Here is a 21,866-nt window from a genome sequence, read left to right as displayed (position 1 = left end):
CGCCCTGCTTGGAAAACAAACCTATTCCAAGGGTAACGCGGTCTGATACTTAACCTGCTTCAAAGCGAATCCCGATCGGATATTGCGAACGCCGGGAATCCTCGACAATCGGCTCACCACAAAGCGTTCCAGCCCCTGAATATCGGGCACGACCACACGCAATAGATAGTCCGCATCGCCACTCATCAGATAGCATTCCATGACTTCGGGACATTCGGCCATGGCGTTCTGAAAACGATCCAGTTCGGTCTCGATCTGTTTTTCCAGGCTCACCTGGATGAACACATTCAGGCTCAAGCCCAATTGCAGCGGGTCGGCCAGCGCCACATACCCGCGGATCACGCCCGCCGCCTCGAGGGCCTTGACCCGTGCCAGGCAGGGCGATGGCGACAGGTGTACACGGCGTGCCAGCTCGACATTGGTCAGGCTGGAATCCGTCTGCAAGATCCCCAGAATGCGGCGATCGATACTATCGAGCGATGCGTTCGGCATACTTATCCTGAAAAATAAACAATTGCGGATTATTATGCTGCCAATTTGGGTTTGGGGACGCATATTCGATTACTTATGCCACGATGAAAGCGCTAGGATGAGCGCCTATACGGAGACCTCATCATCATGCTCGACATAGTGGCCACGCCCTCGACCAGCGACATCGACCCCATTGAAACCAGTGAATGGCGCGACGCGCTGCTATCGCTGGTGCAGACCGCCGGCATCGAGCGAGCGGCCTATGTCCTGGAAGCCCTGCTCGCTCAAGCGACCGCGCTGGGCGTGCGCGCAGGCGGCCAGACGCGCAGCGCTTATTTGAATACGATCGCGTTGCGCAATGAACCGCCGTTCCCCGGCGATCTGGCGGTCGAGGAACGTATTGCCTCGATCAATCGCTGGAACGCCCTGGCCATGGTGGTGCGCGCCAACCAGGCGCACGGCGAGCTCGGCGGACACATTGCCAGCTATGCGTCGGCAGCGGATCTGTTCGAGGTGGGATTCAACCATTTCTTTCGCGCGCCCTGCGAGGGATTTGCCGGGGACCTCGTCTACCTGCAACCGCATTCGGCGCCCGGCGTCTATGCCCGGGCGTTTCTGGAAGGCTTTCTCAGCGAAGACGATCTGGCCCATTTCCGCCAGGAGATCACCGCCCGCGAACGCGGCCTGCGAGGGCTGTCGTCGTATCCCCATCCGTGGCTCATGCCCGATTTCTGGCAGTTTCCCACCGGATCGATGGGGATCGGGCCGATCAATGCGATCTACCAAGCCCGTTTCATGCGCTACCTGGAACACCGGTCACTCACGCAGCCCTCGGGCCGCAAGGTCTGGGGACTGTTCGGCGACGGCGAAATGGACGAGCCCGAATCGATCGCCGCATTGACATTGGCCGCCCGTGAAAAACTCGACAACCTCGTGTTCGTCGTGAACTGCAATCTGCAACGCCTGGACGGCCCGGTGCGCGGCAACGGCCGCATCATCGATGAACTCGAAACGCTCTACGCCGGCGCCGGCTGGAACGTCATCAAACTGGTATGGGGCGGCGACTGGGATACGCTCCTGGCACGCGACACAGATGGTGCGCTGGCGCGTGCCTTTGCACACACCGTGGACGGGCAGTTTCAGACTTTTGCCGCTAACGACGGCGCCTACAACCGCGCGCACTTTTTCAATCAGAACCCCGAGTTGGCGGCACTGGTCGCAGACTGGTCAGACGAGGCCATTGACCGGCTGCGCCGCGGCGGTCACGATATCGTCAAAATCCATGCTGCCTATCATCGCGCCGTACGTCATCGTGGCCAACCCACGGTCATCCTGGCCCAGACCAAAAAAGGCTTTGGCATGGGCACGGCAGGCCAAGGCAAAATGACCACTCACCAGCAGAAAAAACTGGATGACGAGGCGCTGCTGGCGTTTCGCGACCGGTTTGCCCTGCCGATCTCGGATGCCGATTGCCTGGCGTTGAAGTTCTATAAACCCGCTCAAGACAGCGCCGAGCTGCGCTATTTACAATCGCGCCGCGCTGTCCTGGGCGGTCACATGCCGCGCCGGCGCACCGAATCACCTCGTCTGCCGGTGCCCTCCACCGAGCAATGGGCGCGTTTCGCGCTGCAGGCTGATGGCAAGGAAATGTCGTCCACAATGGCCATCGTGCGCATGCTGGGCGGATTGTTGAAAGACGAACAATTGGGTTCGCGCATTGTGCCCATCGTGGCCGATGAGGCGCGCACCTTTGGCATGGCCAATCTGTTCCGGCAAATCGGCATTTATTCCGCACAGGGCCAGTTGTACGAACCCGAAGACATCGGCTCGGTGCTGTACTACCGCGAGGCGTTGGACGGGCAGATTCTCGAAGAAGGCATTACCGAAGCCGGCGCGATCTCCTCGTGGACGGCGGCCGGCACCAGCTATTCGGTCAATGGCCTGCCGATGCTGCCTTTCTACATTTACTACTCGATGTTCGGCTTCCAACGCATCGGCGACCTGATCTGGGCCGCGGCCGATCAGCGCGCGCGCGGCTTCCTGATCGGCGCCACGTCGGGCCGCACGACACTCGGCGGCGAGGGCCTGCAGCACCAGGATGGCTCCAGCCACCTGATTGCCGCCACCGTTCCGAATTGCCGCGCCTATGACCCGGCTAATGCCTATGAGGTCGCCGTCATTCTGGAACACGGCATGCAGCGCATGCTCGATCAGCAGTGCGACGAGTTCTACTACATCACGGTCACCAACGAGAACCTCGCTCAGCCTACCCTGCCCGACGAGAGCGCCCGCGAAGGCATCCTGCGCGGGATGCATCGTGTTCGGGCCGCAACGCCGCCGGGCGAGCAACTGGCAGGCGCTGAGCCGCCTCACCCTTCGCCCGCGAGCCCTGCCCTCGCAGATGCTGGCCCAGCGAACCTCGAAGCCTCGCCCCAAGTGCGGCTCCTCGCCGCCGGACCGATGCTCAACGAAGCTCTGCGCGCCGCCGAACGGCTGCAACAGGACTTTGGCATCGCCGCCGAAGTGTGGAGCGTGACCAGCTTTTCCGAATTGGCCCGCGACGGCCGGGCCTGCGAGCGGGATCGCGTACTCGGCCTGAGCCGCCCGGCTGCGCAAAGCTGGTTGGAACAATGTCTGCCCGGCACGGTTCCCGTAGTCGCTGCCAGCGACTACGTGCGCGCAGTGCCGGACCAGATCCGTGCGTGGATCAAGGCCCCGTATCGTACGTTGGGCACCGACGGCTTTGGCCGCAGCGATACCCGGGCCCGGCTGCGGGATTTCTTTGAGGTCAGTGCGGACTGGATCGCGCTGCATGCGCTCGATTTGCTGGCCGAACAAGACTCGCGCCATGATGCCGCCCGGCAGCAATTGCGAAAGGAATTACATGCCGGGCAACGCACCGCCACGCCATGGTTGAGCTGACGACGCGGCAATGTGCCTGCGTTGACATTGACCTCGCATCTCACCGCGGTATTTACCGGGGATCGCAACCCGAGGATCGAGCCGTCATCAAGCAATACGCTGCACTGCAGCAAACATTGATGCGCGGTTTCTGTTGAAATATACGCTTTCGCGATCCCCAGACGGGCCCCTTGCGGGCCCGTTTTCTACTTTGTCAGCAGTGCAGCATAGGTCTTCCTCACCATGGACGAAACCCTAACCAAACTGGCGCTTGATTATCACGCCTATCCCACCCCCGGCAAAATCTCGGTCACGCCGACCAAGACCCTGGCCAACCAGGACGATTTGTCCTTGGCCTATTCGCCCGGCGTTGCCGCAGCGTGCATGGCGATTTTCGACCAAGGCGACGATGCCGCCTCCATGTACACCTCGCGCGCCAATCTGGTTGGTGTGATCACCAACGGCACCGCCGTCCTCGGTCTGGGTAACATCGGCCCGCTGGCGGCCAAGCCCGTGATGGAAGGCAAAGGCTGCCTGTTCAAGAAATTCGCCGGCATCGACGTGTTCGACATCGAGCTCGCCGAAACCGATCCGGACAAACTGGTCGACATCATCGCAGCCCTCGAACCGACCCTGGGTGGCGTCAACCTCGAAGACATCAAAGCGCCCGAGTGCTTCTATATCGAGAAGAAGCTGCGCGAGCGCATGAAGATCCCCGTCTTTCACGACGATCAGCATGGCACGGCCATCATCTCGTCGGCTGCCATCCTGAATGGTCTGAAAGTGGTGGGCAAAGACATCGGCCAAGTCAAACTGGCTGTGTCCGGTGCCGGCGCTGCTGCCATTGCCTGCCTGGATTTGCTGGTGAACCTGGGCATCAAACGCGAAAACATCTACGTCGTCGATTCACGTGGCGTGATCTGGGAAGGCCGTGATGAAAACATGGAGCCCAACAAAAAGCGTTACGCGCAGAATACCGACGCGCGTACCTTGGCCGACGTGGTGCGCGACGCAGACGTGTTCCTCGGCTGCTCGACCGCTGGCGTGCTGACGGGCGACATGGTCAAGACCATGGCCGACAAACCGCTGATCCTGGCCCTGGCCAACCCCGAGCCCGAGATCCGCCCCGAAGTCGCCCGTGCCGCACGCCCGGACTGCATCATTGCGACCGGCCGCTCGGACTACCCGAACCAGGTCAACAACGTCCTGTGCTTCCCCTTCATTTTCCGTGGCGCCATGGACGCCGGCGCATCGCGCATTACCGAGGAAATGAAACTGGCTTGCGTCAAAGCCATTGCCGAGCTGGCCGAAGCCGAACAAAACGACGAGGTCGCGCTGGCCTATGCTGGCCAGGAGCTCTCGTTCGGTCCGGATTACATTATTCCGAAGCCCTTCGATCCGCGTCTGATCGTACAGATCGCACCTGCCGTGGCGCAGGCTGCTGCCGATTCCGGTGTGGCCGCACGTCCCGTCGAAGACATCGAAGCCTATCGCCAAAAGCTGATGGGTTTTGTCTACCACTCGGGCCAATTGATGCGCCCGTTGTTTGCCCAAGCCAAGAAAGCACCCAAGCGCGTAATCTATGCCGACGGCGAAGACGAACGCGTGCTGCGTGCGGTGCAGACCGTCGTAGACGAAAAGCTGGCGCAACCGATTCTGGTGGGCCGTCCGTCCGTCATCGAAATGCGCGTCAAAAAGGCAGGACTGCGTCTGGTGAACGGCCAGAACATCGAGATCGTGGATCCCGAAGACGACAGCCGTTTCAATGAAACCTGGAACGCTTATTACCAGCTCAAGGGCCGTGAAGGCGTCACGCCCGACATCGCCAAGGCCATGATCCGCAAACACAACACGTTGATCGGCGCCATGCTGCTGCGTCGCGGTGATGCGGATGCCTTGCTGTGCGGCGTGGCCAGCAAATACGACAACCAGTTGAAATACGTCGAGGAAATCATCGGCCGCAAACCGGGCCAGACCTTTGCTGCGCTCAACGTATTGATGCTGCCGGATCAAACGCTGTTTGTCACCGACACACACGTCAACGAGAACCCGAGCGCCGAAGAAGTCGCCAGCATCACGATCCAGGCTGCCGACGAGATGCGCCGCTTTGGCGTCATGCCCAAGATCGCGCTGTTGTCGCACTCGAACTTCGGCAGCCGCGTCACCGAATCGTCGCGCAAGATGTCCGATGCGCGCCGCCTGGTTGAAGAACGCGCGCCCGAACTGGAAGTCGAAGGCGAAATGCATGCCGACTCGGCCCTGTCGGAAAAAATCCGTCAAAAGGCCTACCCCGACAGCAAGCTCAAGGGCCCGGCCAATCTGTTGGTGATGCCCAATCTGGATACGGGCAACATCACCTACAACATGCTGAAGATGACCGGCAGCAACGGTATCGCCATGGGCCCCATCCTGCTGGGTGCGGCGCGTCCCGTGCATATCCTGACGACCAGCGCCACCGTGCGCCGTATCGTCAACATGACCGCGCTGGCAGTCGTCGATGCGCAGCAAGAGGCCGCTGAAAAGCGCTCGGCCTGATTGCTTGTCGCAAGCACGCCTCGCGCGTGCTCTGTATGAGTACTGGCGGATCAGATACACTGATCCGCCAGTTGGCTAGCAGGCTCTGCCAACACGACGCGCATCGATTACCGGAGCTCATTCATGTTGCAAGACGCCCTGCTCGCCTGGATCCACTACCTCGCGATCTTTCTCTTGATCGTCGCCATGACCGCACAAACAGTACTGCTGCGGCCCGACATCACTCCCTCCGTTGTACGCCGATTGGCCTTGTATGACCGCCTGTACCTGGCCTGTGCGGTCGCCGTATTGATTACCGGACTATTGCGTTTGAGCCTGGGCGCCAAAGGGGCGGCCTTTTATATGCCCAACCCGTGGTTTCATGCCAAGATCGGCTTGTTTGTCCTGATCGGCCTGTGCTCCATACCACCGACTCTGGCTTTTCTGCGGTGGAACAAACAAGCACGCACTGAACCTGGCTATACCCCTGATGCCCAGCAGGTCAAACGCGCGCGGCGCTGGGTGATGCTAGAGGCCCATCTGCTGGTGCTGCTGCCGCTATTTGCCGTGTTGATGGCGCGTGGCATCGGCATGTAATAGCCGGGCACGTACACGCATGCGGCATGCATGCGAGTAAAAATTTACGCAAAATTTATACGCCTGCGCGTTTCCGTAATAGAGAGTTTACGCGCCTGCGCTGAATACTTAGGCATGGCTGTTTCGCCATTTATTTGCGAAATCAAAACATGTCTGAGTATCTCTTATCCCTGGCGCTGCTTATCGCGCTTGGCTGGCCTTTGGGCCGCTATCTCGCTGCCGTCATGCGTGGCGCGCCCATGCGCAGTGACATTCTGTTCAACTGGATTGAACGACCGCTCTATGCATTGATCGGCACGCGTGCCGACGCAGGCATGAACTGGCGCGCCTATGCCGGCGCCTTTCTGGCGAGCAACCTATTCCTGGGCTTGACCGTATGGGTCATTTTCATGACTCAGGCGTGGCTGCCTCTCAACCCTGATCATGTCCCCAACATGAGCTGGGATCTGGCGCTGCACACGATGGTGTCGTTTCTCACCAATACGAACCAGCAGCATTATTCCGGCCAGGCGCAACTATCCTATTTCTCGCAGATGACGGGCATTGTCGGCCTGCAAGTGGCCACGCCCATCATGGGTTTGGCATTGGCCGCCGCCACACTGCGAGGGTTGTTCGGCGGCCGCCAGGCAAACGCTACGTCTGACGATGCGACAGGCACGGCGGCGACCACGATAGATGTCGGCAACTATTGGGCTGACGTGATTCGCGCCGCCCTGCGATTCGTGCTGCCGCTATGCCTGGTCTGGTCGGCACTGCTGAGCTGGCAAGGAGTACCTGCAACACTGAACGGTGCAGTCATTGCCGCTCCGATAGACACGCCCGCAGCCATGACAGAACAAAAAATCCCAGTCGGACCCGTCGCCCCCATGGTCGCGATCAAACAGTTGGGCAGCAACGGCGGAGGCTGGTACGGCCCCAACAGCGCAACGCCGCTGGAAAACCCCACGCCGTTGTCGAATTTCCTGGAAATGCTGGGCATCACCTTGATTCCGGTTGCCGTCATTTTCATGATTTCGCCTTTTACCGGCCGCCGCAAATTTGGCGCAATGGTTTTTGGCACGATGCTGACATTGTCCGTGCTCTCCAGCGGTCTGGCGTTATGGTCCGAGAGCAGTTCCGACACCACGGCCGATATCGCGTTGATGGAGGGCAAAGAAGTCCGCTTGGGCGCCGATGCCTCGGCGCTATGGGCCGCTGCAACGACACAGGTCAACAACGGGTCTGTCAATATGATGCTGGACTCTGCCGCGCCGCTGACAGGCATGGTCGCCATGGTGAACATGCTGATCAATGCTATCTGGGGCGGTATAGGCTGCGGCCTGCAGCAATTCATCGTCTATCTGCTGCTGAGCGTCTTTCTTGCAGGCCTCATGACGGGCCGCACGCCAGAGCTGTTCGGGCGCAAGATCGAAGGCGCCGAAGTCAAGCTTCTGGGCGTCCTGGTGCTATGGCAGCCGTTAGTCATCCTGGCCTTTACCGCAGTGACACTATCAATACCTGCGCTGACGGGCAATTCCAATCCGGGGTTCCATGGCATCAGCCAGGTGTTCTATGAATACGTATCCGCTTTCGCCAACAATGGCTCCGGATTCGAAGGGCTCGGCGATGCCACGCCCTGGTGGAATGTCACCTGCGCCGTCGTGCTGGCCGCTGGACGATACCCTGCCCTGATTATTCCCCTTGCCATTGCCGCCATGCTTGCCCGCAAGCGGCGGGCCGCCGAAGGCCCCGGCACCCTGCAAATAGAAACGCCGACCTTCGCGCTCACTTTGATTGGCATTGTCATCATTCTCACACTGCTGCAGTTCATGCCCGTGCTGGTGCTGGGGCCTGTTGCGGATCACTTGTCGTTGACGTCGCTGCTCGCCCGCTGAAGGAAACCACAATGAACACCATGCATACTGCGCAAATAGAGCACCACACTGAGGGCGCCAACCTAGAACATCCGTTGAAGGCAGCGCTGATCGATTCGTTTATCAAACTGGCGCCGCATCATGTCTTGAAAAATCCCGTCATGGCGGTTGTCTGGGCAGGAACCCTGCTGACAGCGATAGCGGCGCTATCAGGCTGGACGCACGCCGGATTTGGATGGGCCGTCACGGCGGTGCTATTCATCACCGTGCTATTCGCGAACTTCGCCGAAGCGGTAGCCGAAGCACGTGGCCGTGGGCAAGCCGCTGCATTGCGTCGCGCCCGCAAAGATCTGGTCGCGCATCGCCTGGACCACTCGGGCAACACCAGCATCGTTCCGGCGGCAGATTTACGCCCTGATGACCGTGTCGTCGTGCAAGAAGGTCAACTGATCCCCGCCGATGGCGAGATCATCGAAGGGCTGGCATCCATCAATGAATCCGCCATCACGGGTGAATCCGCACCGGTCCTGCGCGAAGCCGGAACGGACCGTTCAGGCGTGATCGGCGGCACCAAGGTGCTATCGGACCGCATCATCGTGCGCATTACCGCCGAGCCAGGCAATAGTTTTCTGGATCGCATGATCGCCCTGGTCGAAGGCTCCAGCCGGCAGAAAACGCCTAACGAGATCGCGTTGGGCCTGCTGCTGGCGGTCATGACCCTGACGTTCCTGATCGTGGTCATCACGCTGCCCTTTATTGGCAGCTTCGTAGGCATCAAAACGGACGTCGTCCTGTTGGTCGCATTGCTGGTGTGCCTGATCCCCACCACGATCGGCGGCCTGCTCCCCGCCATTGGCATCGCAGGCATGAATCGCGCACTCAAAGCCAATGTGCTGGCCAAATCCGGCAAGGCCGTGGAAATCGCAGGAGACGTCGATGTCCTGCTCCTGGACAAGACCGGCACCATCACACTCGGCGACCGGCAGGCGACCGCCTTTCATGCGCTGGAGGGCATTGACGAGCCGCAACTGCGCCAGGCAGCGTGGTTGGCCTCGCTCGCCGATCCTACGCCAGAAGGCAAATCCATCGTCAAACTCGCCCTCAGTAAAAGTGGCCTAGGCGATGCCCCCAAAGACGCGCAGTTCGTGCCTTTTTCCGCCCAAACCAGAATGTCGGGTGTCGATCTGCCAAATGGGCGCATTATCCGCAAAGGCGCTATTGATGCCATTGCCGAGTACGTGCAAACGCATGGAGGCAACGTCCCGGCAGCCTTGCAGACGCGCGTGGCCGATGTCGCGCGCAAAGGCGCAACACCGCTGGTGGTATGCGACGACAACACCATACTGGGTGTCATCGAGTTATCCGATGTCATCAAGCACGGTATCAAGGAACGCTTTGCCCGCCTGCGGGCGATGGGTATCAAGACCGTCATGATCACGGGAGACAACCCGCTGACTGCGGCGAGCATTGCAGCCGAAGCCGGGGTCGATGACTACATCGCCCAGGCCAAACCCGAGGACAAACTGGCCCGCATTCGCGCTGAACAAATGGACGGCCGACTCGTGGCGATGGTGGGTGACGGCACCAACGATGCTCCTGCGCTGGCCCAGGCCGACGNCGGCCTGGCGATGAATTCCGGAACGCAAGCAGCCAAAGAGGCAGGCAACATGGTGGATCTGGATTCCGATCCAGCCAAGCTGCTTGCCGTGGTCGAAATCGGCAAACAGCAACTCATTACGCGCGGCGCATTGACGACGTTTTCCTTGGCGAATGACGTCTCCAAATACTTTGCCATCCTGCCTGCGCTATTCGCAGCGTCCATCCCGCAAATGGCGGCACTGAACATCATGCAACTGTCGAGTCCGACGAGTGCGGTGCTGTCGGCGTTGATTTTCAACGCCATCATTATCCCGCTGCTGATCCCGCTGGCCTTGCGTGGCGTGCGTTTCAAGCCCGCCAGTGCAACGGCACTCTTGCGCAACAACATGCTGGTATACGGCGTGGGTGGCGTGTTGCTCCCGTTCGTCGGGATAAAAATCATCGACTTGATGTTATCAACGCTATTCAGCATCTGAGAAAACAGCCATGACAGCTATGACAACCGCTACTGCGCACGGCGCATTCACCGCCCCGTCCCGTACAAGTATTGTGCGCGGCGCCATTGGCCTGACGCTCATCATTCTGGTGGGATTCGGATTTTTCTACTCGCTGGCGGGCGTCGGCATCGGTCAAGCCCTGTTCCCGCACACTGCCAACGGCAGTCTGATCGAGCGTGACGGCAAAGTGATTGGATCGGCACTGGTGGCACAACCGTTTGTCAGCGACAAGTATTTCCACCCTCGCCCGTCGGCCAGCAATTACGACCCCACAGCGCTGGCGGGCAGCAATCAGGCGCGCACCAACCCAGACCTGCGTAAACGCCTGGAAGACAGTCGCGCCGCTATCGCACAACGCGAAGGCGTAGCCCCGCTCGCGGTGCCGGGCGATCTGTTCACGCAATCCGGCGCAGGCATCGATCCGCATATCACTGCCGCGAGCGCCGCTATTCAGGTGGATCGCATCGCCCGCGCCCGTGGGATGCCGCGCGACGTGGTCGCCAATCTGCTGGCGCGGTACACCGAGCCAAAGCAATGGGGCGTGTTCGGGCAGGCGCGGGTCAATGTCCTGCAATTGAATCTGGCATTGGATGGGTTATAGACGCACCCATTGCGTTAGCGAGACGGTACGACGCGAACGCATCCGTGCCCAGCGTGGGGCCAATTCCGCGTCGGCAATGCGCTGCTGCCATAACCACCCACTAAGTGCGAGAATAGGCCCACGACGAGACTGTGAGTGCCCCGTGATCCATGAGCGCCAAACAGACTGAACAAGCCAACGCCCTGCTGGGCGAACTCAACCGCCAGGCGGCTGGCCGGTTAACCGTGTTTTTGGGCGCAGCGCCAGGTGTCGGTAAAACCTACGCCATGCTGACGCGCGCACACGAACTGCATCGCCAGGGCGCGGACATCGTCATCGGGATTGTCGAAACGCATGGCCGCAGCGAAACCCAGGCGCTCGTCGCAGGACTGCCGATACAGCCGCGAAAACTGCTGGACTACCAAGGCCGGCAACTGGAGGAAATGGATCTGGACGGGCTCCTGGCCCGCAAGCCCGCCATTACCCTCGTGGATGAACTGGCCCATCGCAATGTCCCCGGCAGCCGTCACGAAAGGCGCTGGCAAGACGTCGTGGAGCTGCTCGACGCTGGCATCGACGTGTACACCACCGTCAACATCCAGCACCTGGAAAGCTTGAACGATGTGGTGCACCAGATCACCGGCATTCGCGTCAGCGAGACCGTTCCCGATGCGGTTTTCGAGCATCTGCGCGACATTCGTCTCGTCGACCTGCCGGCGCGCGAACTGATCGAACGGCTGAATCAAGGCAAGGTGTATTTACCCGAGCAAGCCGCCCGCGCCTTGCAAGCCTTCTTTTCCCCGTCCAACCTCACCGCGCTGCGCGAGCTGGCGATGCAGACCGTGGCTGCGCACGTTGATACCGATCTGCGTGAAACGCGTGCGGCCCGCGGCCTGGGGACACTGGCCATCCAGCATCATGTGCTGATAGCCATCGATGGCAAAGGGCAATCGGAATATCTGGTGCGAGCTGGCGCCCGCATTGCCGAACGCCGCGGCGCGCCATGGTCGGTCGTCACGGTAGAGACCGGCACGGCAGCCGATGCGACATTGCCCGCCAAACGCCGCGACGAATCGCTGGAAACGACATCGAGAACGGCCGCCCGTTCAGAACAACAACGTCTGCTGGAAATCGACAAAGCCTTTGCGCTGGCACGTACGCTGGGAGGAGAAGCCGAGATCCTTCACAACAGCGACATCATCCAGGCCTTGCTGGACGCAGCTGCCGCACGTGGAGCCAGATCGATCGTGATCGGGCGTACCCGCGAACGTCCTATGGCACGGATTTTCAATCGAACACTGACGCAACAGCTCCTGCAACGGGGCGTCCGTTACGAACTGACCATCATCAGTACGCCACACGCAAAACAAAAGTCGTTCGGGAGGTCCCGCATCAACAGTAAAGGCCTGTTGTGGCGAGAGTCGCTCCTTGCTGTACTGACCAGTATAGGAGCCATAGGCGTCGCGACACTGGCAGAGCGTTTCCTGGGTTTGCAGGATTTGTCTTTGGTGTTTCTCGTTGCCGTGATCTGGGTCGCATCACGCACGCGCATGGTGCCTGCGGTCATCACTGCGCTGCTCTGCTTTCTGGCTTACGATTTTTTCTTTATCGAACCTCGATTCACGCTGTTGATCGGCGCGCATCGCGGTGTGGCGACCGTCATGCTGTTCCTCGCCGCCGCGCTCATTGCGGGCCGTCTGGCATCCCGACTGAGGGCTCAGGTTATCGCACTGCGCGCCGCCAACATCCACGCCACGGCCATGCAAATGCTGGGGCGCCGGCTCACCAAAGCAGCCGATCTCGGAGAAGTAATCACCGCAGGCACGACGGCGCTGCAATCAACATTACGAGCCGAGACATGGATGCACATCAACGGCGAGACAGGCCCGGCCTCCCCCGCCGGTCAACTAACGGAAAAGGACATGATCGCCGCCGATTGGACGCGGCAACATGGGCAGCCTAGCGGCCGCTATACCGATACGCTGAGCCACTGCCCATGGTGGTTTCTGCCGATACGCTCCGACCAGGGAACGTTCGGCGTTGTGGGCCTGAAATTTCCCTCGGATGAGAAGCGCCTTTCTTTCGAACAACGCAGACTCGCCGAAAGCATGGTGGAAGACATCGGCCAGGCAGCGCTACGTACCAATCTGGTATCCGCGCTGGAGTCGGCGCGCGTTACCGGAGAAACCGAGCGGTTGCGATCGGCCCTGTTATCGTCGGTGTCACACGATCTGAGATCCCCCCTGTCGTCCATGATAGGCGCCGCAGACAGCCTGATGCGCTATGGCAGCAATATGGATCAGAACGATCAAAAGGCCTTGCTCGAAACCATACAGATGGAAGGCGAACGCCTGGATCGTTATATCCAGAACCTGCTCGACATGACCCGATTGGGACACCAGGGCCTGAGCCTGAAACGAGACTGGATCGGCATTGACGAACTGGTGGGTTCAGCCTGTCAGCGTTTACAACGATATAGCCCGGCAGTACGCATCGACCACGACATCCCGTCCGATTTACCGCCTATCCACGTCCACCCGGCACTTGTTGAACAAGCCTTATTTAATGTCATGGAGAATGCGGCCAAATTTTCTCCTCCCGGAGAACCTATACGGGTTCACGCCCAACGCCTGGATTCTGATCATGTGCAGATCGACATCTCTGATCGGGGTCCAGGCATTCCGGAAGCAGAGCGAAAATCCATTTTCGACATGTTTTATAGCGTCGAGCGCGGTGATCGAGGCAAACAGGGAACGGGCTTGGGGTTGACGATCGTTCAGGGTATCGTAGGCGCACACATGGGCAGCGTTCAGGCCCTGCCGGGTCCGCAACATCGCGGCACAACGATCCGATTGATCTTGCCTTGGGGCGAGCCCCCTGGCCAGGAAGCCAAAGAAAATGCAACAACCTCATGAAGGGAACACAGGTGCATCTCCCGCCCGCATTCTCGTCATCGACGATGAGCCGCAAATTCGCAAGTTTGTCGATATCAGTCTGCGGGCCCAGGGCTACCAGACATTATTGGCAGGCACTGGCCATGAGGGATTGACCTTGCTGGCCAGCAAAGGCGCAGACCTCGTTGTTCTAGACCTGGGCCTGCCCGATATGGATGGCAGCGAGGTACTCAGAGACCTGCGCCAATGGTCCAAAGTCCCCGTCATCGTGCTGACAGTACGATCCAGCGAAGACCAGAAAGTCTCCCTGCTGGATGCGGGCGCCAACGACTACGTCACCAAGCCCTTTGGCGTCGAAGAACTGATGGCTCGCATTCGCGCATTTCTGCGCATGGCGGGAGCAAACACCGATGACAGCACGATCTACGACGATGACCATCTGCACATCGACTGGGCCCGACGGGAAGTCCTTCTCGACGGGCAGAGCATCACCCTCACACGCAAGGAATTTTCACTCCTGTCGCTGCTCGCCCAACAACCAGGGCGACTGATTACCCAGCCCCAGATCCTGCGAGAAATATGGGGCCCGACGCACACCGAAGACACCCATTACCTGCGCATCCTCGTCGGCAAACTCCGGCACAAGCTCGGCGACAACGCACTGGCCCCCCGCTACATCGTCACCGAGCCGGGCGTGGGCCTGAGATTCATCGATCAGCAAAAGACATAACGGCATATCGGCCGCAAGGCCAATAACAAAAAAGCCACGCATCCAAAGACACGTGGCTTTTCCTCATCACCAGCACCGCCCCGCAAAGAGGCGGCGCCGCATGACGAATTAACGCTTGTCCATCGACGGCACGTCGCGCGTGACCGAACCGGTGAACAGCTGACGCGGACGGCCGATCTTGTAATCGGGATCCGACAACATTTCGTTCCACTGAGCGATCCAGCCCACCGTACGAGCCAACGCAAAGATGGCCGTGAACAGCGAGGTCGGAATGCCGATGGCGCGTTGCACGATACCCGAGTAGAAGTCCACGTTCGGGTAGAGTTTGCGCTGCACGAAGTAGTCGTCTTCCAGAGCGATACGCTCGAGTTCCATGGCCAGCTTGAACAGCGGATCGTTTTCCAGACCCAACGACTGCAGCACCTCTTTGCAAGTTTCTTGCATCAGCTTGGCGCGCGGATCGTAGTTCTTGTAGACGCGGTGGCCAAAGCCCATCAGGCGCACGCCCGAGTTCTTGTCCTTGACCTTTTCCATGAACTCGCCGACCTTGGCCACGCCGCCGTTGGCTTGCAATTCCTCTAGCATTTGCAGGCAAGCTTCGTTGGCGCCGCCGTGAGCCGGGCCCCACAAGCAAGCCACGCCAGCGGAGATCGCAGCGAACGGGTTGGTGCCCGACGAGCCGCACAGACGCACGGTCGAGGTCGACGCGTTTTGCTCGTGGTCAGCGTGCAGGATGAAGATACGATCCAGCGCGCGCTCGACGACTTCGTTGACCTTGTACTCTTCGCACGGCGTAGCGAACATCATGCGCAGGAAATTGCCGGTGTACGACAGATCGTTCTGCGGGTAGATGAACGGTTGGCCGACCGAGTATTTGTACGCCATCGCGACCAGCGTCGGCATTTTGGCGATCAAACGGATGGCCGAAATGTGACGGTGCTGGGGATTCGTGATGTCGGTCGAGTCATGGTAGAACGCCGACAGCGCGCCCACCAGGCCGGTCAACACAGCCATCGGGTGAGCGTCGCGACGGAAGCCGCGCAGGAAGAAATGCAGCTGTTCATTCACCAGGGTGTGGTTCGTGACCTGCGAATCAAAGTCGGTTTTTTGATCTTGGTTGGGCAGCTCGCCGTTCAGGATCAGATAGCAAATGTCGAGGAAATCGCAATTCACCGCCAACTGTTCGATGGGATACCCGCGATACAGCAATTCGCCCTTGTCACCGTCGATATAGGTGATACCGGACTCGCACGCCGCCGTCGACATAAAGCCGGGGTCGAACGTGAACATGCCCGTTTGGCCGTACAGCTTGCGGATGTCGATGACGTCCGGGCCAACCGTGCCCTTGTAGACAGGGAACTCGATCGGCGCGGCGCCGTCCGAGAACGATAGAGTGGCTTTTTTGTCAGACAGATTCATCGCTAATTTCCTCACAATTAATCAAAGCTCACGCATCTTTGCGACGATGGTGCGTAATCTCGGTGTGTCCAGGGCTCCTTCGAGCTCTTTGCGCGCCAGCAGCAGATCGAGCAGGTCGTTGTCTCCCATCTCGAACAGCTGCGTCAATGCACCGACATCCTCGTCCGTGAGCTGCGTTTCGTACGCATCCAGATAACGGGTAATGATCAAGTCATTTTCGAGCAGCCCACGGCGTGCCCGCCACCGCAGGCGTGCCCGTTCAAGTTCAGTCAGGATGCTCATATCGATCTCTATACCGTGTTAACTAGACCGTGCGGCGAACCATCAGTTCCTTGATCTTGCCGATCGCCTTGGTCGGGTTCAGACCCTTGGGACAGACATCGACACAGTTCATGATGGTGTGGCAACGGAACAGGCGGTACGGATCCTCGAGGTTGTCCAGACGAGCGCCCGTGGCTTCGTCGCGGCTGTCCGCAATGAAGCGGTAGGCTTGCAACAGGCCGGCCGGGCCGACGAACTTGTCGGGGTTCCACCAGAACGACGGGCAGGACGTCGAGCAGCAAGCACACAGAATGCACTCGTACAGGCCGTCGAGCTCTTCGCGCGCCTCGGGCGACTGCAGGCGCTCGCGCTCGGGCGGCGGCGTATCGTTGATCAGATACGGGCGCACCGAGTGGTACTGATTGAAAAAGTGCGTCATGTCCACAATCAGATCGCGGATCACGGGCAGACCTGGCAGCGGCTTCAGAACGATGGGCTCTTTGAGCTCGCGCAGGTTGGTCGTGCAAGCCAAGCCGTTCTTGCCATTGATGTTCATGGCGTCGGAACCGCACACGCCTTCGCGGCACGAGCGGCGCAGCGACAAGCTGTCATCTACGTCGTTCTTGATGCGCACGAGCGCGTCGAGCAGCATCTTGTCAGTGGGCTGGAGTTCGACGTCCAGCTTTTGCATGTACGGGCGCTCGTCCTTGTCCGGATCGTAGCGGTAGATCTCGAATTTCACGATTCTTTTGGTGCTCATCACAGCATCCTGCTTAGAAAGTACGCGCTTTGGGCGGGAAGGACTCGACGGTCATGGGCTTCATCTGGACCGGTTTGTAGTCCAGACGGCTACCCTCGGAATACCAGAGGGTGTGCTTGAGCCAGTTTTCGTCATCGCGAGTGGGATGGTCGTCCAACGCATGCGCGCCACGGCTTTCGGTGCGATTGGCAGCCGATTTGATGGTCGCACGTGCTACTTCGGTCATGTTGGCGAGCTCGAGTGCCTCGACGCGAGCCATGTTGAAGACCTTGGACTTGTCCTTGAAGTAGATGTGCTCGGCTTGCTTGGCCAGGTCTTCGATTTGACCCACGCCTTCGTTGAGCAATTCCAGCGTGCGGAACACGCCGCAGTGACGCTGCATCGACATGCGGATGGCGTTGGCGACGTCTTGCGTTTTTTCGCCGGAGGTACGCGACTCGAGCTTGGCCAGGCGATCCATCGAGAAATCGACGGCTTCTTTCGGCACCGGCTGGTGCGCATGCTGACGCTCGGGGTGCGAATTCACAATGTGATTGCCCGTGGCGCGGCCGAACACGATCAGGTCGAGCAGCGAGTTCGTACCCAGGCGGTTGGCGCCGTGCACCGACACGGCAGCGCATTCACCGATGGCGTACAGGCCGTTGATGACCTTGTTTTCGCCATTGACGCGGCTCAGCACCTGGCCATGGTAGTTGGCCGGAATACCGCCCATCTGATAGTGGATGGTCGGCACGACGGGGATCGGTTCTTTGATCGGATCGACGTTGCCGAACTTGATCGCGATTTCGCGAATCGAGGGCAGACGCTTGTTGATGACGTCGGCGCCGAGGTGATCGAGCTTGAGCACCACATAGCTGCCATCGGGACCGCAACCACGGCCTTCTTTGATTTCCTGGTCCATCGAACGCGACACGAAGTCACGCGGGGCCAAGTCTTTCAGCGTGGGCGCGTAGCGCTCCATGAAGCGCTCGCCATCCTTGTTCAAGAGGATGCCGCCCTCGCCGCGTACACCTTCGGTAATCAGCACGCCCGCGCCAGCCACGCCGGTCGGGTGGAATTGCCAGAATTCCATGTCTTGCAGCGGGATGCCGGCACGAGCCGCCATGCCCAGGCCGTCGCCGGTGTTGATGAAGGCATTGGTGGAAGCCGCCCAGATACGGCCGGCGCCGCCGGTGGCCAACACCGTGGTCTTGGCTTCGAGAATGTAGACCTCGCCCGTTTCCATCTCGAGCGCGGTCACGCCGACCACGTCGCCAGCCTCGTTACGCAGCAGGTCCAGCGCCATCCATTCGACGAAGAACTGCGTACGAGCCGCGACGTTGCGCTGATACAGCGTGTGCAACAGGGCATGGCCGGTACGGTCGGCAGCAGCACAGGCGCGCTGCACAGGTTTTTCACCAAAATTCGCAGTGTGTCCACCGAATGGACGTTGGTAGATCGTACCGTCGGCATTACGGTCAAACGGCATGCCGAAATGCTCGAGTTCGTAGACCGCGTTGGGGGCTTCGCGGCACATGAATTCGATGGCATCCTGGTCACCCAGCCAGTCCGAACCCTTGACGGTGTCGTACATGTGCCAGTACCAGTTGTCTTCGCTCATGTTGCCCAGTGAGGCGCTCACGCCGCCTTGGGCCGCCACGGTGTGCGAACGGGTCGGGAATACTTTGGACAGAACGGCTACGGATAGACCAGCCTGGGCCAGTTGCAGCGAACAACGCATGCCGGCTCCGCCGGCGCCGACGACCACCACATCAAATTGGCGGCGTGGCAGGGAATTCATGACAGAGACCACGGCTTAGATACTCCAGAGGATTTTCGCGAAATAGACGACCGAGGCAACCAGCCAGAGGATCGTCAGCACTTGCAGCAGCAGGCGCACGCCCGTGGGCTTGACGTAGTCCATCCAGATGTCGCGCACACCGATCCAGGCGTGCCAGGCCAACGCAAAGAAGAACAGGCTGGCCAGCATCTGACCAGCCGGAATCGGGCCTGCGTGAAAGGTGAACAGGGCCTTCCAGTTTTCGTAGGAGAACGACGGCATCACCAGGAAACCGACGATCAATACCAGGGTGTACACGGCCATGATGACGGCCGTGATGCGTTGTGCGATGAAATCGATGACGCCGTAGTGGGCTCCCACAACCAGGCGTTTGGGGCCGTAGTTTTTGGTATCAGCCATTACAGAACTCCGAACAATTTGAGAGCGAAGACCAGCGTCAGCGCCAGGCTGACACCGAAAGCCACACCAGCGCTTTTCTGTGCCGACACTTTATCCAGACCGATGTGCAGGTCCAGGACCAAGTAGCGGATACCGGCACAGAAATGGTGCAGATAGCCCCACACCAGCACCAGGAACACCAGCTTCACCAAAGGTTTGCCGGCGTATTCTGCGATCTGGGCGTAGCTTTCAGGCGAGGCCACGCTGGCCGCGAAGAGCGGCAGAATGACCAAGGGAAGACAGACAAACAGCAGCGCGCCGCTGACGCGGTGCAAGATGGACAGTTTTCCTGCCAGGGGCAGGCGGTATTTGGCGATTTGTGCAATGCCAATATTGCGAAACTGCGGACGTGGCTTGGCAGCGGTGTCGGACATGACGGCCTCGGTGTTACGGTGCTAGGGATTCGTGACAACGAAATTTGGAGTTGCCCTTGCGGGCAAACACGCTATTTTCGCCTAGAGAACGGTTGGTATCAAATGGTGGGAAAAAAGCTCATCAATTCAAACTATTGCGGTAATGGTAGTGATCAGTCAGGTACAGACCGCGGCGGATTTCCACCGGCCGGTCTCCGTAGGTATATGACAGGCGGTCGACTTGTAACAACGGCGTGCCGGACTCGACGCCCAGCAAGCCCGCAATTTCAGCCGGCGCCGCGACGGCGCGTAATTTTTCATCGGCACGCACCATGCTGACCCCGAACTCGGTTTCAAACAGACCGTAGAGCGGGGCCTTGTTTGCTGTCAGCAGCTCCAGGGTCAGGCCGCGGAATACCGAGCCTGGCAACCAGATGTCGTCGATGACGGTGGGACGGTGGTTCATGGACAATTGACGGCGAATCATCACGACGGTCTCGCCGGCGCGTAACTCGAGCGCGCGGGCAACCTCGGCGGGCGCACGCAGGCGGCGGCATTCGAGAATGGAGCTCTCGGCCCGGCCGCCCTCGCCTTCCTCGTCGGCAGCGAGCCGCAAAAAGCGATAGCGCACGCGCGCCTCGTGATGGGTCGCGACAAAGGTGCCTTTGCCTTGGCGACGTAATAGGAGATGTTCGGCAGCCAGTTCGTCAACGGCCTTGCGTACCGTGCCCTGACTGACCTGAAAGCGCGAAGCCAGATCGATTTCACTGGGGATCAACTCGCCGGGCTTCCATTCGCCGCGCTCGAGGCTCTGAACCAGTAGTTCTTTGATCTGACGGTATAGCGGACTGAAAGCGGCCCCCTCACTCGCCGGACGAGCGGTGCGATGTCGTAGCGGAGGTTCGGGCCTAGGGTCTGCCATAGTGGTGTTATCAGCTTTGTTTGGCGGTCTGCTGAGCTCTGTAAAGGCAGAATCAACGTGCCGGGCAAACGCAGTATTGTGGCATAACAGGCGCAGCACTGTCCAACGTCTTATGTCTTATATAAGATATAAGAGCAATTGACGCAAACGTAAATTCGATCTAGGATTTGCAGTTACCCGAGACATAGATGGCGACGCACGCAGCGGCGCCCAGCGATTACACTGATTGCGAGATTTTTTCTCGTCGAACTCATCACGGAGAACGTTCATGTCCAAGCCCGCCTTGCGTGTCGCCGTTACCGGCGCCGCCGGCCAAATCGGCTACGCCCTGCTATTTCGCATCGCCTCGGGCGAAATGCTGGGAAAAGACCAACCGGTCATTCTGCAACTGCTGGAAATCCCTGACGAAAAAGCGCAAAAGGCCCTGAAGGGCGTCATCATGGAACTGGATGACTGCGCCTTCCCGTTGCTGCAGGAAATCACCGCTCACAGCGATCCCCGCACCGCATTCAAAGACGCTGATGTGGCCCTGCTGGTCGGCGCCCGCCCGCGCGGCCCCGGCATGGAGCGCAAAGACCTGCTGAGCGTCAACGCGCAGATCTTCACGGCACAGGGCAAGGCCCTGAACGACGTCGCCAGCCGCAACGTCAAGGTCCTGGTCGTGGGCAACCCGGCCAACACCAACGCCTACATCGCCATGAAGTCCGCGCCGGACCTGCCCGCAAAGAACTTCACCGCCATGCTGCGCCTGGACCACAATCGCGCCCTGTCGCAACTGGCCGCCAAGTCGGGCAAGGCCGTCGCCGACATCGAAAAACTGGTCGTGTGGGGCAACCATTCGCCCACCATGTACCCGGACTTCCGCTTTGCCACCGTTGGCGGCGAAAGCCTGGCCAAGCTGATCAATGACGACGCTTGGAACCGTGACACCTTCATCCCCACCGTGGGCAAGCGCGGCGCTGCCATCATCGATGCGCGCGGCCTGTCGTCGGCAGCATCGGCTGCCAACGCCGCCATCGATCACGTGCGTGACTGGGTGCTGGGCAGCAACGGCAAATGGGTCACCATGGGCGTTCCGTCCGACGGTTCCTATGGCATCCCCGAAGGCATCATCTACGGTGTGCCGGTCACGACCGAAAACGGCGAATACAAGCGTGTCGAAGGCCTGGAAATCGACGCCTTCTCGCGCGAACGTATGGACTTCACGCTGAAAGAGCTGCTCGAAGAGCGCGACGGCGTGAAAGACTTGCTGAAGTAATTCGCAAGCTGCCAGGCCGCAGGCCTGGCGGGGGGGGGG

16 protein-coding genes and 2 pseudogenes are annotated in these 21,866 nt (G+C 59.8%); 10 read left to right on the top strand and 8 right to left on the bottom strand.

All coding sequences use genetic code 11. The features are described 5' to 3' along the window. Positions 1–21: 21 nt before the first annotated feature. Positions 22–492, bottom strand: coding sequence for an Lrp/AsnC family transcriptional regulator (locus ACNA0I_RS12295; RefSeq protein WP_094820319.1), 471 nt, complete (start codon positions 490–492; stop codon positions 22–24). A 126-nt stretch (positions 493–618) separates the two neighbouring features. Between ACNA0I_RS12295 and mdeB the strand changes: the two genes are divergently transcribed. From mdeB to ACNA0I_RS12250, 9 genes and pseudogenes are all read left to right on the top strand, one after another. Beyond that, positions 619–3,393: an alpha-ketoglutarate dehydrogenase gene (mdeB, locus tag ACNA0I_RS12290; RefSeq protein WP_415806294.1), complete on the top strand. Its 2,775-nt coding sequence runs from the start codon at positions 619–621 to the stop codon at positions 3,391–3,393. Between the two features lie 222 nt (positions 3,394–3,615). Continuing rightward, entirely contained in the window at positions 3,616–5,907 is a 2,292-nt protein-coding gene (locus ACNA0I_RS12285; protein WP_415806293.1) for an NADP-dependent malic enzyme, read from the top strand. Between the two features lie 123 nt (positions 5,908–6,030). Further along, positions 6,031–6,483 carry a DUF2214 family protein gene (locus ACNA0I_RS12280; protein ID WP_415806292.1) on the top strand — a complete coding sequence of 151 codons (453 nt, stop codon included), beginning with the start codon at positions 6,031–6,033 and terminating at the stop codon, positions 6,481–6,483. Between the two features lie 149 nt (positions 6,484–6,632). After that, entirely contained in the window at positions 6,633–8,357 is a 1,725-nt protein-coding gene (gene kdpA / locus ACNA0I_RS12275) for a potassium-transporting ATPase subunit KdpA (RefSeq protein ID WP_415806291.1), read from the top strand. A gap of 20 nt (positions 8,358–8,377) precedes the next feature. Next, positions 8,378–9,953 (top strand): annotated as a pseudogene (gene kdpB, locus ACNA0I_RS12270) (potassium-transporting ATPase subunit KdpB); the annotation flags it as partial. A 1-nt stretch (position 9,954) separates the two neighbouring features. Then, positions 9,955–10,411, top strand: a pseudogene (locus tag ACNA0I_RS12265) (potassium-transporting ATPase subunit B); the annotation flags it as partial. A gap of 10 nt (positions 10,412–10,421) precedes the next feature. Then, positions 10,422–11,033, top strand: coding sequence for a potassium-transporting ATPase subunit KdpC (gene kdpC, locus ACNA0I_RS12260; protein WP_415806290.1), 612 nt, complete (start codon positions 10,422–10,424; stop codon positions 11,031–11,033). A gap of 149 nt (positions 11,034–11,182) precedes the next feature. Then, positions 11,183–13,927 (top strand): ATP-binding protein, encoded by a 2,745-nt coding sequence (locus tag ACNA0I_RS12255; protein WP_415806289.1) that lies wholly within the window; start codon positions 11,183–11,185, stop codon positions 13,925–13,927. Further along, entirely contained in the window at positions 13,911–14,636 is a 726-nt protein-coding gene (locus ACNA0I_RS12250) for a response regulator (RefSeq protein ID WP_415806288.1), read from the top strand. Before ACNA0I_RS12255 ends, ACNA0I_RS12250 begins: the two co-directional genes overlap by 17 nt. 108 nt (positions 14,637–14,744) lie before the next feature. Here ACNA0I_RS12250 and ACNA0I_RS12245 read toward each other — a convergent pair whose 3' ends face one another. The 7 genes from ACNA0I_RS12245 to ACNA0I_RS12215 form a co-directional block, all read right to left on the bottom strand. Next, positions 14,745–16,055 (bottom strand): citrate synthase, encoded by a 1,311-nt coding sequence (locus tag ACNA0I_RS12245; RefSeq protein ID WP_415806287.1) that lies wholly within the window; start codon positions 16,053–16,055, stop codon positions 14,745–14,747. Positions 16,056–16,076: 21 nt separating this feature from the next. Then, positions 16,077–16,337 (bottom strand): succinate dehydrogenase assembly factor 2, encoded by a 261-nt coding sequence (locus ACNA0I_RS12240; protein WP_415806286.1) that lies wholly within the window; start codon positions 16,335–16,337, stop codon positions 16,077–16,079. Between the two features lie 22 nt (positions 16,338–16,359). Next, positions 16,360–17,076: a succinate dehydrogenase iron-sulfur subunit gene (locus tag ACNA0I_RS12235; RefSeq protein ID WP_415806285.1), complete on the bottom strand. Its 717-nt coding sequence runs from the start codon at positions 17,074–17,076 to the stop codon at positions 16,360–16,362. Positions 17,077–17,089: 13 nt separating this feature from the next. After that, complete coding sequence (sdhA, locus tag ACNA0I_RS12230; RefSeq protein ID WP_415806284.1) at positions 17,090–18,868, bottom strand: succinate dehydrogenase flavoprotein subunit; 1,779 nt, start codon at positions 18,866–18,868, stop codon at positions 17,090–17,092. 3 nt (positions 18,869–18,871) lie between these two features. Next, positions 18,872–19,255 carry a succinate dehydrogenase, hydrophobic membrane anchor protein gene (gene sdhD / locus ACNA0I_RS12225; RefSeq protein ID WP_094820306.1) on the bottom strand — a complete coding sequence of 128 codons (384 nt, stop codon included), beginning with the start codon at positions 19,253–19,255 and terminating at the stop codon, positions 18,872–18,874. Next, a complete protein-coding gene (gene sdhC / locus ACNA0I_RS12220; protein ID WP_415806283.1) occupies positions 19,255–19,668 on the bottom strand; it encodes a succinate dehydrogenase, cytochrome b556 subunit in 414 nt (137 codons plus the stop codon). The genes sdhD and sdhC overlap by 1 nt, the downstream gene beginning before the upstream one ends. Before the next feature lie 121 nt (positions 19,669–19,789). Next, positions 19,790–20,569, bottom strand: coding sequence for a GntR family transcriptional regulator (locus ACNA0I_RS12215; RefSeq protein ID WP_415806282.1), 780 nt, complete (start codon positions 20,567–20,569; stop codon positions 19,790–19,792). A gap of 268 nt (positions 20,570–20,837) precedes the next feature. On the opposite strand from ACNA0I_RS12215, the gene ACNA0I_RS12210 reads away from it, so the two are divergent. Beyond that, positions 20,838–21,827, top strand: coding sequence for a malate dehydrogenase (locus ACNA0I_RS12210; protein WP_415806281.1), 990 nt, complete (start codon positions 20,838–20,840; stop codon positions 21,825–21,827). Positions 21,828–21,866 lie beyond the last annotated feature (39 nt).

This window comes from Bordetella muralis, from assembly GCF_965139205.1.
Lineage (GTDB): Bacteria > Pseudomonadota > Gammaproteobacteria > Burkholderiales > Burkholderiaceae_B > Bordetella_A > Bordetella_A muralis.
This window is presented reverse-complemented; position numbering and strand designations above follow the sequence as displayed.